Here is a 12,999-nt window from a genome sequence, read left to right on the forward strand (position 1 = left end):
CTCCAAAATCTATGTACCACCTCGCCGTACACCTCCGTCGATGCCCCGCCCGTTCCTTTCTGCGCACTGGAAGAACCTCCTGAACCTCACCTACGAGGTGCCGCCGGAACTGCTGGAACCACACTGCCCCGACGGCGTCGAACTGGAGCGCTCCGAGGGCCGGAGTTTCGTCAGCCTCGTCGCCTTCGATTTCACCGACACGCGCGTGTTGGGCGTCCCGTGGCCGGGATATCGCGCCTTCCCAGAGGTGAACCTCCGGTTTTACGTCCGCCACGGCGACGAGCGTGGCGTCGTCTTCCTCCGGGAGTTCGTCCCCAAACGCGCCGTCGCGTGGATTGCCCGAGCGCTGTACGGCGAACCGTACGTCCGAGCGCCGATGACCTCCGAACAGCGACTGACGCCTGAAGAACTGTCCTTCGGCCTGCGAGTCGACTACGGCGGACGCGAACACGACCTCGAAGTGACCGCCGACAGTCACTCCACGCACGTCCCGCCCGAGGACAGCCCCGAACACTTCTTCAAGGAACACTCGTGGGGATTCGGGACGGACAGACTGGGCCGGACGCGTCGTTATCGCGTCGACCACCCACGGTGGGCCGTCTACGACATCGAATCGCTGACCGTCGATATCGACTTCGAGACGCTGTACGGCGAGCAGTGGTCGTTTCTCAACGACGCCGACCCGATACACGAACTGTTCGCCCAAGGCTCCGACGTGACTGTCTATCCGTCAGAATCACTGTAGAAGCCGCAGTGAGGCGCCGTTAGGCCAACGGCGTCCGCTCGACGACCGTCCCATCGTAGGTCGGATACTGCTCGACGATTTCGCCCTTCTCGACGTCGCCGTCCTCGACCATCTCCTCCAGGAGCCACCACGCCAACTCGACGTGGTCGGATTTGACCGAGTAGAACGACTCTGGGATGCCCAACTCCTCCAGACGGCGCTCGGTCACCCACGTCTTCCCGTAGACGATGGTTCCGTCGTCGGTGATTTCGTCGAACTCCCGGCGGATGTTCCGTGCCATCCGCTTCAACCGCGAGCGGTGCTGGGCGGCGTCCTTGAAGACGCTCGTACAGAAGTACACCTTCTCGTGGTCGCCCATCTCCTCTAAGATGCCGTGGGAGCCCTCGACGGCGGACATGTGGTCCTCCTTGAGTTCGAAGCCCTCCTCCTGCATCCGGCGGTAGTTGCCGTCGGACATCTCGAACTCGTTGATGTTACAGAAGTCGGCGGCGCCCTCGTCGAGGAACTCGAGGAACTCCGGTTCCGGCCGGATGCCGGGAATCTCGAAGGCGGGCGTCAGTCCCTCCTCGCGGGCGATGTAGAGGATGTCCTCCCACTCTGTGCCGTGCATGTCGCCCCACAGCTCCAGCGGAGGGTGGAAGCGAATCTCGTCGAGACCGGCCTCGGCGAGTCGGCGCATGTTCTCTCGACCGCCCGTTATTCCGGTGTAGAGGTGCGTGTGGTGGTCTTCGCCGAACTCGTCTTTCAAGAGCGAGAGGTAGCGAGTGGTCTTCTCCATCGCCTCCTGTGGTTCACCGCCCGTGATGGAGGTGCCGAGGGCGCTCATCCGCTTTGCCTCCTCGATGATGTCGCTGTCGTCTTCGATGGGCCGTTCGTTGGCGTAGGCCTGTGTGACGTTCTTGCGGTTCTCGCCGAGCGGGCAGTAGAAACAGTCGCGTTGGTCGCAGTAGCCGTAGACGAAGAGAACCATCTTCCCACCCTTGGCGCACTGTTCACAGCCCTTCGAAATCATTCGTTGTCGTCGTTTGTCCGTCGACACGCAAAAGTCGTGCGTTACACGGTCCGTTTTATACGCGTCGACGCCGACTGTCGTCCCGTGCAGAACCGTCGTGGACTCGCCGTCGTCTTCCTCGTCGTGTTCGTCGACCTCGCGGGGTTCGGTATCGTCATCCCCATCCTCCCGTTTTTCGCCCGCTCCTTCGGCGCCTCGGAGTTGGTCATCGGCCTGCTCGCGGCCACCTACTCGCTGATGCAGTTCGGCTTCGCGCCGCTTCTCGGGTCGCTGTCGGACCGCTACGGCCGCCGACTCGTGATGGTGGTGTCGCTGGCCGGGGCGGTCGTCGCGTGGACAATCTTCGGCTTCGCGACCGGATTGGCGACACTGTTCGTCGCTCGGGGACTCGCCGGTGCGATGGGCGGCAACATCGCCGCCGCCCAGGCCTCCGTGGCGGACCTCACGACGCCCGAGGAGCGACCGAAAGCCCTCGGCTACCTCGGTGCGGCGTTCGGCTTCGGGTTCATCTTCGGACCGGTCATCGGTGCAGCGCTGGCCTTCGAGGGAACCGTCACCGTCGTCGCCGGCATTGCCCCCGCCTTCGTCCCCGTCTCACCGTTTTCGCTGCCGGCGTTCGGCGCCGCCGCCACCAGCCTGCTCGCGCTCGTGTTGGCCGCAACCCTGTTGCCGGCCACGAAGGGCGAAACCGAACGGGAGTCCCAACTCGACGCCCTCCGGAACGCCTTGGCCGCTCCCGGCCTCCGCGGACTGCTCGGGGCGTTCTTCCTCGTGTCGTTTGCCTTCTCCGGCGTCCAAATCATGTTCATCCCCTACGTCGCAGACATCTACGGCTACACCGAGAGTCAGGCGGCGCTGCTTTTCGCCTACATCGGCGTCCTCGCCGTCGTCGTTCAGGGCGGCCTCATCGGCCCGCTGACGAGTCGCTACGGCGATGCGCCACTGACCGTCTTCGGAGCCGGTTGTCTCGCCGTCTCCCTTGTCGGGATTCCGGCGGCACCGACCATCGGACGGCTCCTCCCCGACGCGACCAGAGTCGTCGGCTTTCTCACACCGGAGTTGCTCGGCCTGCTCGTCGTCCTCGCGGCGCTGTCGCTGGGCAACGGCGTGTTGAGCGTCACGCTGACCGCGCTGGTCTCGAAGGGTGCCGGGTCGCGTCAGGGGTCGGCGTTCGGCCTGACACAGGGCGCCGGCAGCCTCGCACGCACCATCGGTCCCGTCGTGATGGGCGGACTGTACACCGCCGTCGCCTACTGGGCGCCGTTCGTCCTCGGGTTCGTGCTGTTGCTCCCGGTCGTCGTCTACGCCGTCGGCCTCCCAGCTGTCGCCCCCGAGCGGCCGGCCGACCCCGGCCACGTCCGATAGCGGGACCGATGAGGTGAAAAGCGACGACCACCTTCCTTCGTCCATGTCACCGACGCGACGCCAAGTGCTCGCCGGACTCGGCGCGGGAGCAGCCGGCGGACTGGCGGGCTGTACGGATGCCCTCGACGGCGGCGTCACCGCGTTCGGAGCGACGGGCGTCGGCCTCTCGGCGAGCGTCCAAGAGGAGACCGGCTACACCCACAACCGGACGATTGAGGACGTAATCTCCCGCGAGTTCGAGCGGTTCGGACTCTCCCGAACCGTCGAGGTGACGAACATCGTCTCGGAGTACGACCGCGCCATCGAACTCGGGTTCTTGGGCACGCGGATTCAGGCGGCGGTGTTCGCGACGCTTTCGACCCCACAGGTGAGCGTTCTCGGCCGGTCGTTCAACCCCATCGCCGAGATGTCGGCCGAGGAAATCGCCGCGTTAGTTCAGGACCGCTACGACAACGTCGGCGGCCTCGAACCCGACGGCGAACTCGAAGCCACGGTGACGGGCGAGACGACGACCGTCACGCGCTTTGCCGGACAGGCCCGTCTCGTCGAGTTGGGACAGGGCATCGACATCTACCTCTACGTCAGCGACGCGGTCGAGGTCGGCGAGGACTTCGTCGTGACGCTGGCCGCCCACCCGCAGGCGTTCGGCGAGCGACTCGACACCGTCCGGACGCTACTCGCAGGGGTCGAACCCCGCGCGGAATCGTAGGGACCGCTCGACAGGGAGAAGGGACTTAACGCCTCGCGTGAAATCATCGCACGAACAGCGATGCTGCTCATCCTGTGTGTCGACCTCGACGACGACCTCGGTCGGAAGACCGGCTTCGAGACGCCGGTCGTCGGCCGCGACAGCGTCGAGGCCGCCGCCGTCGCCCTCGCCAACGCCGACCCCGAGGACTCCGACGTGAACGTCTGTTTTCAAGGTATTCACCTCCACGACGCCATCGACGACGAGTCCGTCGAGGTTGCCGTCGTCACCGGGACGGCGAAGGCGGACGTCTCCGCCAACCGCAAGGTCGGCAAAGAGGTCGACACCGTCCTCGCCTCGCTGTCGACCGGCGAGGACGTTCGGGCCATCGTCGTCACCGACGGCGCCCAAGACGAATCCGTCCTGCCGGTCATCCGGTCGCGCGTCCCCATCGACGGCGTCCGCCGCGTCGTCGTCCGGCAGGCACAGGACCTCGAATCGATGTACTACACGTTCAAGCAGGTACTCGCCGACCCCGAAACCCGTGGGACCATCCTCATCCCGCTCGGTATCCTGCTGTTAATCTACCCGGTCGCAATCGTCGCCGAGGAGTTGGGCCTGCCGGGGTCGACGCTCGGGGTCATCTCCGCGCTGTTGGGACTGTACATCCTCTTTCGTGGCCTCGGCCTGGAGGACGCCATCGACGACACCGCCGAGCGACTCCGCGTCGGCCTCTTTTCGGGGCGCGTCCAACTCATCACGTACGTCGTCGGGGTCGCACTGCTCGCCGTCGGGGCTGCGTCCGGACTCGAGACCGTCGGCGAGTTACCGTCGCCGGAACCGCTGTCGGCCGCCTCGGCGTTCGTCTACGGGTCCGTCCAGTGGGCCGCTGCCGCGGGCGTCGTCGCCTCGCTCGGCCGCATCACCGACGAGTACCTCGCCGGCAGTTTCCGGTGGCGATACCTCAACGCCCCGTTCTACGTGGCCGCAATCGCCATCGTCCTCCACGGCCTGAGTGCGTTCTTCCTCCAGTTGCCGTTCGCCGGCCTCCCGTATCTCGCGGGAACGCTCACCGCGGGGACGCTCGTCGGACTCGCCAGCACGCTCGCCTTCGCCGTCGCCGAGCAGCGGTTCCCGCGGAACCGCGATTCGGATTCGGAGCTAATCGGTTAAACCACCGCGAGAGCGGTCACGTCGGGTAATCCGAGCGAGCGATGTCGCCAGCCGTCGCCCGCGTTCACGAGGAAGGTCCCGTCCGTCGTGACCGCGTAGGTCGCCTCGCCGTACGCCACGTCGGCGATGGTCCCCTCGATTGGTAACTCGACGGCCGACCACTCCCCGTCGGTCCGCTCGTACAGTCGGTCGCCCGTGGCGGCGTGGGCGGTGCCGTCGACCCGGTTGGCCGCGACCTGGAAGTCGCCGTCGAGGGCCTCCATCCAGCCGTTGGCGAGGTAGTACAGCCCCGTTTCGGTCGCCGCCAGCGGCCCGCCGGCGGTCGTCACGTCGTGGGCGGCCGTCAGTCCGACGTGCGTGCCGTCGAGGCGGTGGACGCCGGAGGCCGCAGCGACCATCTCGCCGTCCATCGCGCGCACGTCGTCCAGTTCCGCGAGCGTCACCCAGCCGTCGTCGTATCGAGCGATACGTCCCTCGCCGGCCGCGAGCAGGCCGTCGTGATAGCCGACGGCGTCGGCAGGGCCGAACCCGGTCGGTTCGAACTCCTCGCCAGTCCCCACGAGAACGTCGTCGGTCGTGGCGACGGCGAGGCGGCCGTCGGCGCTCGCAGCGTCGGTGGCCGTCCCCCGGTGGACCAAGGAGAACTCCCCGACGATGTCGTCGGACACGTCGACACGGGTGATGCCGACACCGGTCGCGACGAACGCCGTCGTGGTCCCGGTCTTGTCGGCGTAGACGCGCTTCTCGTCGATGCTGATATCCTCGTCGCTCATATCTCACCTCGGAGGTGCGGGGCCGAAAGCGTTTATACCGGCGTCGAACGTTCGACCGGTTCCGAGCGGTCGCGCACCCGCTCGAAGACCGACCGTCCCCACTCGACGGCATCGTCGTCGGAACTGAACGCCGCACCGAGAAGCGACCCGTCGTCGTAGGCGAACAGGCCGACCTGCTCGTCGTCGAACAGCATGACGGCGAACGGGAGCTCCTCGGCGGCGGTTCTGACGTTCAGCCCCGGTTGTTCGAGCGCCGCCTCGTAGCGGTCGTAACTGTCAGCCAGCCGCGACAGCGCGGCGGATTCGATGACGAGCGTCACCGTCTGGTCGGTCGCCGCGACCCGTTCGTGGGAGGCTTCCAGGTACCGCGGCATCCCAGCCGGCGAGAGACAGCGCAGTCGGTCGGCTGTCTGTGCGAGGGATTCCATCCGCTCGAGCGGCCGCTCGGGGGCGTGTCTCCCCGGCGCGACGATACGGCCGCGTTCGAACAGCGACGGTGGGTACTGGCGGTCGGTTGGCAAGCCGTTCAGCAGTCGCTCGGCGTCGTCCAACCGTTGCAGTCGGGCGAGGTAGGCGTCGTGTCGTTGCCACGCCAGCCGGCCGAAGCCCGTGAGCCCATAGCCGCAGCCACGCTGTTCGACCAGCCCCGCGTCTTCGAGTTCCTTCAGCGCCTTGTACACCGTCGACCGCGAGACGCCGAGTTCCTCACGCAGTCCTCGCTGGTCCGTCGGCCCGTCAGCGAGGGCCGTCAGCAGCGGCGTTCGCTTGGCGAGTACGTTCGCGACCGCTGACACGTCACGGTCGAGTTCGTCCATATCGGCCCCTAACGAACTACATTAATAAAGGGATACGCATCGAATCGATGTTTCGAACGTCGAAACGTGTTCGGCCCTTCGAAACAGTGTGCGGCGCGTAACGTAAAGGTCCCCGACTGCGCAGGAGTAGGTAGGTCCCCCTGACGCTGCGGTGCCTCCGGAAGGACTGTTCCTCCACTTCATCCCGACGGCAGCGGCCGCTGTCGGAACCCCTTTGCCGCCGCCCGTCAAGGAGACAGGTATGCAGGTGTTCGGGTCGAGTGGTGTCCGTGGCGTCGCGGGCGAGGAGTTGACGCCACCGTTCGTCGGGCAAGTCGCCGCTGCTGCGGGTACCGAGCTCGATACCGAGTCGGTCGCCATCGCTCGTGACACACGAACCACCGGTCGGCTGTTCGCCGACGCTGCCGCGAGCGCCCTCGCCGCCATCGGTTGCGACGTACATCGCCTCGGCATCGTGCCGACGCCGGCCGCTCAAGCCTACGCCGAGCGAACCGGCGTTCCCGTTGTCGTGATTACCGCGAGTCACAACCCACCGGAGTACAACGGCGTGAAACTCGTCGGGGCCAACGGCGTCGAGTTGCCGCAGACGACGCTAGAGCGAATCGAGGAGCGTCTCCTCGCGGAGGATTTCACGCTTGTCGGCTACGCCGCCGTCGGGTCCCACCGCGAGGTTGACGACGCTCCGGAGCGTTACGTCGACGCGTTACTCGACAGACTGGAGTCCGAGGGACGCCGCGAACGAATCACCGACGCCGACCTCACGGTCGCGTTGGACCCCGGCCACGGCGCCGGCTGTCTGACCAGCCCCGAGTTCTTCCGGAAACTCGGCTGTCGCGTCGTCACCGTCAACGCCCAACCCGACGGCCATTTCCCCGGCCGGAACCCGGAACCCGTCGCCGCGAACCTCGCGGACCTGCGGCGACTCGTCGGAGCGACCGACGCCGACCTCGGTATCGCCCACGACGGCGACGCCGACCGCGCGATATTCGTCGACGAACGGGGCGAACACATCGAGGGCGACACCGCTCTCGCGGCGCTCGCCGCCGCGGAACTCGACGCCGGCGACGTGACAGTTTCGGCGGTCAACGTCTCCCAGCGTCTCGTCGACGTGGCCGACGACGCCGGCGCCGACGTGGAGTTGACCCCAATCGGCAGTACCTACATCATCAGTCGCATCCGAGAGCTACAACGCGAGGGTCGCGAAGTGCCCATCGCGGGCGAGGGCAACGGCGGCATCCTCTTTCCGGACTACCGCATCGCCCGCGACGGAGCCTACACCGCCGCACGCTTCCTCGCGTTGCTCGACGAGCGCTCGGCAAGTGCGGTAGCCGCGTCTCACGGCGACTACGCCAATGTCCGGGCGAACCTCGAGTACGAGGACGAGGACGGCCGCACGGCGATGCTCGCGGCCGCCGAGAAACACGCCGACGACGCAGACGCCGAGTTGACGACCATCGACGGCTATCGTCTCGATTACGGCGACGCGTGGGTGTTGGCCCGGCCGAGCGGGACGGAGCCGCTCGTCAGACTGTACGCCGAGGCCCGAAATCAGAAGCGAGCGACGTCCCTCCTCGAGGGGGTCAGAGCCGAGATGGTCGAGGCGAGAGACGGCGACTGATTACTCCGGTTCGTACGCCGAAAGCGCCTCGTCGAGTCGCTCTCGCTCGCTTCGGGCGGCTTCGAGGTTGTCCTCGACCGCGCCGCTGTCGACGCGTGCGCGCTCGTCGGGGTCTAACTCCGAGTGGGCGACGGCGGCCGTTTGGAGCCGTTCGTACGCCTCGCGGCGCGTCAGTTCCCGAACGGATCGGAGTGCGGCGACCGTCTCCTCGTCCGCGAAGCGGTCGACCAGCGACACCAACTCCTCGGCTCGGAACCGGAGCGTCTCGGCTTCGGCGGGCGGCCACTCGACGAACAGCGGGTCGGCCGACAGCCCGTCGAGATACGTCCGGTTCGTCGCGACCCGGCGCTTCAGCAGGTTCGCGTCGTCGACGTAGTGGGAGAGCTTCGACGGCGAGTAGTCGGCGTATTCGATTAGGTCGGGTACCGAATGCTCGCCTGCGGGCCGCTCTCGGACGTACTCCAGCAGTTCCGTCGGTGGTCGCCGGAACTCGACCAGCGGATACTCCGCAGCCGTCGCGACGAACGAGAGAAACTCGCGGGCCGACGCCTCCCGTCGAAAGGCGGCGAAATCGTCGGCGACGCCGTCGTTGTATCGTTCGACGGGCTCTCGCAGTTCCTCGATGGGAGCGTCGAGGTCGGCTTCGCCAAGTCGGACCAGCCGTTCGAGGTCGTCGATTCGGTCCTCGAGTTCGTTCAGTCGGTCCCGGGCCGCGCGGTAGGCATCGCGATGTCGGCTCCGGGCGTCGGCCAATGCCTCGCGCGTCTCCGCGTAGTCCCGGGCCGGCGTGAGGGCCTCGCGTGCGGCCTCGAAGTCCCGAGTCTTCAGCGACCCCGTAACCCCGCTGGTCTTGACGTGGCCGTCGGCCTCGAGGAACGCCTCGCTCTCGGGAACGTCTTCGGGAATCGACTCAAGCGTCTCCGAGATGTCGTTGCGGAACTCGACGTACCCCTCGAAGTCGTCCCAATCGGTCGCACGCTCCTCCCAGCGGTCCAACACCGTGGCGACCGACTCGTAGGCGTTGGCGACCGCATCGAGGTCGGCCTCGTCGAGTTCGAGACTCCGCTCTAGCTCTCGAACCCGTTCGTGGGCGGCCTCCAACTCCGCGGCCGCGTCGTCGCGGTCACTCCCCGTAGACATCGTCGGGGTCGAACACTCGGTCGCCGACGACCTCGCCGTCGAGCGTCCGGTGGAAACAGCTCTCGTAGCCGGTGTGACACGCCCCGCCCTCCTGTTCGACGACGTACAGCAGTGCGTCGCCGTCGCAGTCGACCCGGACCTCCTCGATTCGCTGGGTGTGGCCGCTGGAGCCACCCTTCTTCCACAACTCGTCACGGCTTCGGGAGTAGTAGTGGGCGTACCCCGTCTCCCGGGTCCGCTCCAGCGCCTCCTCGGAGACGTAGGCGAGCATCAACACGTCGCCGGAGTCGGCGTCCTGTGCGACCGCGGGAAGCAGTTCCTGCTCGTCGAAGGCGAGGTCGACCGTCATTACCCGACAGTGGGTCAGTCGTCGGGATAGGCCTTTTCGTTAGCCCATCGAAGGGGTTCAATCAGCGGTGTCGGTCGCGTCCGTGTCGAGGACGCTCGCGACGCCACACTGAACGGCGGCGAATCCGACGCCGATGACGAGAAACGGTAGCGTGAGGCCACGAATCGAGTCGAACAGCGGTTGGACGCCGACGAGCGCGGCGGCGGTCGTCACGCCGACGGCCAGTCCGTTCCAGCGACCGTGTCGCCAGCCGCTATCGGAGAGGCCGGGCGCGATGGCGTAATTCCGGAGCGTCAGCCACGCACCGATACCGAAGGACACACCGACGAACACCGCCAGCGTCGGTGCCGGGTCGAGGGCGTACGTGCCGGCCACCCCGCCGGTAGCGACGACGATACCGACGAGTCGACGGGCAGTCGGCTCGGAGGGCACTCGCATATGCTTCGCTCCTCGCGACGGAGCAAAAGTGCGACGCCCGTCAGGACGCCCGGCCGACCGGTGGCGTGCGTGCGTCTGACAAACGCTTATATGCGTGGACGAACCAGCTAGGGCCAATATGGGCAACAAGAACAAGACCATCTCCTTTCGGGTCAACGAGGACGCCTTCGAGACCCTCCGGGAGATAGCCGAAGAGCGCGACATCTCGCTTTCGGCCGTGTTCCGCGACTACGTGGACACGCTCGTCGCCCACGACGGCCAAGTTCGGGTCGTCCCCGAACACGAACTGAAAGGCGGCAGTGCCACGGAAACGTCCTCTGCTGCCGAGAGCTTCCCGCCAAAAGTCGAGGTGCCGAAGAGCTTCGTCCGCGAACACGAGCGGCTCGAACTCGAAGCCGAACACCTCCGCGAACAGCTCGACGAGTACAAACAGTACGTCACGAAACTCAGCCAGAAGGTCGAAGAGCAGGACGAAGAGGAGGTCATTCAACTGGAAGACCTCGACGGCGACGAACAGGAAGAAGAGCCGTTCCGCCTCGGCTAACGCCCGACGCCGCTACCCCGACAGTTCACTGCGCTTTCTGCGAATCTCTGCTTCCGCTTCGTCGCGTCCGTCCACGTCGGCCAGCTGTTCGGCTGCCTCCAACGTCCGGACCCCGCTGTCGAGAAACGACAGCACGTCGCCGGGGTAGGCGTACACCATGTAGTCGTCGCCCATCACGTCGACGATGGCGTCCGGGCCGAGTCCCTGCGCCCGCAACTCCAGCAAATACGCGATGAACTTCCGCTCGGGACAGCCGCAGTGAGGGTTCGACTGACAGTCACAGTCGAGGAAGTCCTCGGCGAACTCCAACACCCGATCCCGGGAGGCGTCGTCGAGTTTGGCGATGCCGTCGCCCGAAAAGAGGATGTCCAGCGTCGCCCCGGAGAAGGCACTCTTCGGAAACGACGTATCCAGTTGGGAGGCCAACTGCCGATGGTTCTTCACGTAGATTTTGTCCGTAATCGCCACGTTGGCCGTCCTACGTCGTCGGTGCTGAAAAGCGACTCGAAACACCGTGCGGGAGGGTTACACGGGGTTGGGAAAGTCGAAACGTATATCACTTCGTCTCTGCCTAGAGTCAGTTGCGTGTCCGGGTTGGGGTAGTGGCATCCTACAGCCTTGTGGTGGCTGTGAGGCGGATTCGATTTCCGCACCCGGACTCATAATATATTCTACACGACCTCACCTCCGGAGCAGCGGTATCCTCCGAACGTTCTAATCCAATTGGAACAAAAGAAACAGTATGCCTGACTGCCCGACGTGCGGCACGTCGTTCGATTCTCAGCGTGGGCTGGGCGTCCACCACAGTGGTGCCCACGGCGAGTTGCTCCCGAACCGCGAGTGCGCCCGCTGTGGCGTCGAGTTCCACAGCGAACACGAGAAGAAGTACTGTTCCGACGACTGTCGAGACGAAGCGGTTTCATTCGAGGGCGAGAAAAATCCGAACTATTGCGGGGGAAAAACGGCTACGACGTGCGAAATTTGCGGCTCGAACTTCGAATACTACCCGTCGGCAAAACCCGGCCGATACTGCGAGTCGTGCGTCGAGTCCGAGGAGTGGCGTCACGAACGCGATATCTCGGGGGAACGGAATCCCCGCTGGTCAGGCGGCGAGCACGAACTGACCTGTGATTGGTGTGATGGGAAGGTAGTTCGCCAGCAGACCAACATCAGCGGAGAACACGTCTTCTGCAGTCCCGACTGTCAGTACGAGTGGCTCTCCGAGGAATTCACCGGCGACGGCCATCCGAACTGGAAGGGCGGGGCCGACGCCAACTACGGGCGTGGCTGGAATCGTGTCCGACGGCGCGCGCTCGAACGAGACGACGACCGGTGCGTTCTCTGTGGGGTGACGGCGGACGAACTCGGCCGGAACCCGGACGTACACCACATCGTTCCGGTTCGGGCGTTCGTCGAAACACCGGTTACGACCGAGTTCGACGCTCACTACCTCGAAAACGTCGTCTCGCTGTGCCCGTCCTGCCACCGAAAAGCGGAGTTCGGCGGCGTCAGCCCCGAACGGCTGAAAACGGCGACTGGGCTGGTTCCGAACGCGGAAGGCCTTTGACGGCCGGCGCCGACGATTGGGCCATGCAGGCGGCGCTTCTCACTGTCGGCGACGAGTTGCTCGACGGCGACACCGAAAACACCAACGCGACGTGGTTGGCAGCCGAATTGAGCGACCGCGGCGTCTCCGTCCGACGGATACTGACCGTCCCGGACGACGAGAGCGTCATCGCGGCGGCGACTCGCGACTACAGCGATTCTTTCGACGCTGTCGTCGTCACCGGCGGCCTCGGTGGGACATCCGACGACGTGACGATGGCCGGCGTCGCGGCGGCGTTCGACCGTCCGCTCGTCGAGAACGACCTCGCACGGGAGGACATCGACCGGACGCTCGAGGCCATCGCCGGCGACTACCCGGACCTCGACGTGGACGTGTCCGCGGAGGCGTCGCTCCCCGAAGGTGCCCGGCCGCTTCTCAACCGTGCAGGCCTCTCGCCGGGGTGTGTCGTCAAGAACGTCTACGTCCTCCCCGGAATTCCATCGGAGATGGAGCGCATGTTCGAGGACGTAGCCGGCGAGTTCGACGGCGACATGGCCTCTCGTTTCCTCTACACCGAGGAACCCGAAGCGAACCTCATCGAGCGACTCGACGAGACCCGGGAACGGTTCGGCGTGAAGGTGGGTTGTTATCCCGACCGCGGGGCGGGGCACAATCGGCTGAAGCTTACCGCCGAGGACACCGCGGCGCTGGACGACGCCGAAGCCTGGTTGGCCGAGAACGTCACGCTCGCGGAGTGAGTGTCACGTGCCGTCCCGAGGGTAGGCCCACGGAC

The 12,999-nt window shown here is 65.9% G+C and carries 15 protein-coding genes; 8 read left to right on the plus strand and 7 right to left on the minus strand.

From position 1 onward, the window contains the following. Positions 1 to 40 precede the first annotated feature (40 nt). Positions 41 to 745: a YqjF family protein gene (locus HWX69_RS16900; protein ID WP_178918201.1), complete on the plus strand. Its 705-nt coding sequence runs from the start codon at positions 41 to 43 to the stop codon at positions 743 to 745. 19 nt (positions 746 to 764) lie between these two features. On the opposite strand, the gene HWX69_RS16905 is transcribed toward HWX69_RS16900, so the two are convergent. Then, positions 765 to 1,757: a radical SAM protein gene (locus HWX69_RS16905; protein WP_178918202.1), complete on the minus strand. Its 993-nt coding sequence runs from the start codon at positions 1,755 to 1,757 to the stop codon at positions 765 to 767. Positions 1,758 to 1,841: 84 nt separating this feature from the next. Here HWX69_RS16905 and HWX69_RS16910 point away from each other — a divergent pair, with 84 nt between their 5' ends. The 3 genes from HWX69_RS16910 to HWX69_RS16920 are packed head-to-tail and all read left to right on the plus strand — an operon-like array spanning position 1,842 to position 4,983. After that, positions 1,842 to 3,122 carry an MFS transporter gene (locus HWX69_RS16910; RefSeq protein WP_348643037.1) on the plus strand — a complete coding sequence of 427 codons (1,281 nt, stop codon included), beginning with the start codon at positions 1,842 to 1,844 and terminating at the stop codon, positions 3,120 to 3,122. 43 nt (positions 3,123 to 3,165) lie between these two features. Beyond that, positions 3,166 to 3,831 carry a DUF6517 family protein gene (locus HWX69_RS16915; protein ID WP_178918203.1) on the plus strand — a complete coding sequence of 222 codons (666 nt, stop codon included), beginning with the start codon at positions 3,166 to 3,168 and terminating at the stop codon, positions 3,829 to 3,831. 60 nt (positions 3,832 to 3,891) lie between these two features. Then, positions 3,892 to 4,983, plus strand: coding sequence for a DUF373 family protein (locus tag HWX69_RS16920; RefSeq protein ID WP_178918204.1), 1,092 nt, complete (start codon positions 3,892 to 3,894; stop codon positions 4,981 to 4,983). Here the strand turns inward: HWX69_RS16920 and HWX69_RS16925 are convergent. Continuing rightward, positions 4,980 to 5,756 carry an HVO_0234 family beta-propeller protein gene (locus HWX69_RS16925; RefSeq protein WP_178918205.1) on the minus strand — a complete coding sequence of 259 codons (777 nt, stop codon included), beginning with the start codon at positions 5,754 to 5,756 and terminating at the stop codon, positions 4,980 to 4,982. The two genes, HWX69_RS16920 and HWX69_RS16925, sit on opposite strands and share 4 nt — an antisense overlap. Positions 5,757 to 5,788: 32 nt before the next feature. Next, complete coding sequence (locus HWX69_RS16930) at positions 5,789 to 6,571, minus strand: helix-turn-helix transcriptional regulator (RefSeq protein WP_178918206.1); 783 nt, start codon at positions 6,569 to 6,571, stop codon at positions 5,789 to 5,791. Positions 6,572 to 6,812: 241 nt separating this feature from the next. Here HWX69_RS16930 and glmM point away from each other — a divergent pair, with 241 nt between their 5' ends. After that, on the plus strand, positions 6,813 to 8,189 hold the full coding sequence (gene glmM / locus HWX69_RS16935) for a phosphoglucosamine mutase (protein WP_178918207.1): 1,377 nt from the start codon (positions 6,813 to 6,815) through the stop codon (positions 8,187 to 8,189). Here glmM and HWX69_RS16940 read toward each other — a convergent pair whose 3' ends face one another. Genes HWX69_RS16940 through HWX69_RS16950 form a run of 3 tightly spaced genes read right to left on the minus strand, consistent with a single transcriptional unit; the run spans position 8,190 to position 10,116 of the window. Next, a complete protein-coding gene (locus tag HWX69_RS16940) occupies positions 8,190 to 9,329 on the minus strand; it encodes a DUF7118 family protein (RefSeq protein WP_178918208.1) in 1,140 nt (379 codons plus the stop codon). Further along, positions 9,313 to 9,678, minus strand: coding sequence for a phosphoribosyl-AMP cyclohydrolase (gene hisI, locus HWX69_RS16945; RefSeq protein ID WP_178918209.1), 366 nt, complete (start codon positions 9,676 to 9,678; stop codon positions 9,313 to 9,315). The genes HWX69_RS16940 and hisI overlap by 17 nt, the downstream gene beginning before the upstream one ends. 57 nt (positions 9,679 to 9,735) lie before the next feature. Then, positions 9,736 to 10,116, minus strand: coding sequence for a sterol desaturase (locus HWX69_RS16950; protein ID WP_178918210.1), 381 nt, complete (start codon positions 10,114 to 10,116; stop codon positions 9,736 to 9,738). Between the two features lie 118 nt (positions 10,117 to 10,234). Between HWX69_RS16950 and HWX69_RS16955 the strand changes: the two genes are divergently transcribed. Further along, entirely contained in the window at positions 10,235 to 10,660 is a 426-nt protein-coding gene (locus HWX69_RS16955) for a ribbon-helix-helix protein, CopG family (RefSeq protein ID WP_178918211.1), read from the plus strand. A 12-nt stretch (positions 10,661 to 10,672) separates the two neighbouring features. Here HWX69_RS16955 and HWX69_RS16960 read toward each other — a convergent pair whose 3' ends face one another. Further along, the gene (locus HWX69_RS16960; protein ID WP_178918212.1) at positions 10,673 to 11,128 is read right to left on the minus strand and encodes a DUF5814 domain-containing protein; all 456 of its coding nucleotides are present in this window, start codon (positions 11,126 to 11,128) and stop codon (positions 10,673 to 10,675) included. 274 nt (positions 11,129 to 11,402) lie between these two features. On the opposite strand from HWX69_RS16960, the gene HWX69_RS16965 reads away from it, so the two are divergent. Then, the gene (locus HWX69_RS16965) at positions 11,403 to 12,227 is read left to right on the plus strand and encodes an HNH endonuclease (protein ID WP_178918213.1); all 825 of its coding nucleotides are present in this window, start codon (positions 11,403 to 11,405) and stop codon (positions 12,225 to 12,227) included. Between the two features lie 23 nt (positions 12,228 to 12,250). Further along, positions 12,251 to 12,964: a competence/damage-inducible protein A gene (locus HWX69_RS16970; protein ID WP_178918214.1), complete on the plus strand. Its 714-nt coding sequence runs from the start codon at positions 12,251 to 12,253 to the stop codon at positions 12,962 to 12,964. Positions 12,965 to 12,999: the final 35 nt, after the last annotated feature.

Source organism: Natronomonas gomsonensis, from assembly GCF_013391635.1.
In the GTDB taxonomy this organism is placed as follows: Archaea; Halobacteriota; Halobacteria; order Halobacteriales; family Haloarculaceae; genus Natronomonas; species Natronomonas gomsonensis_A.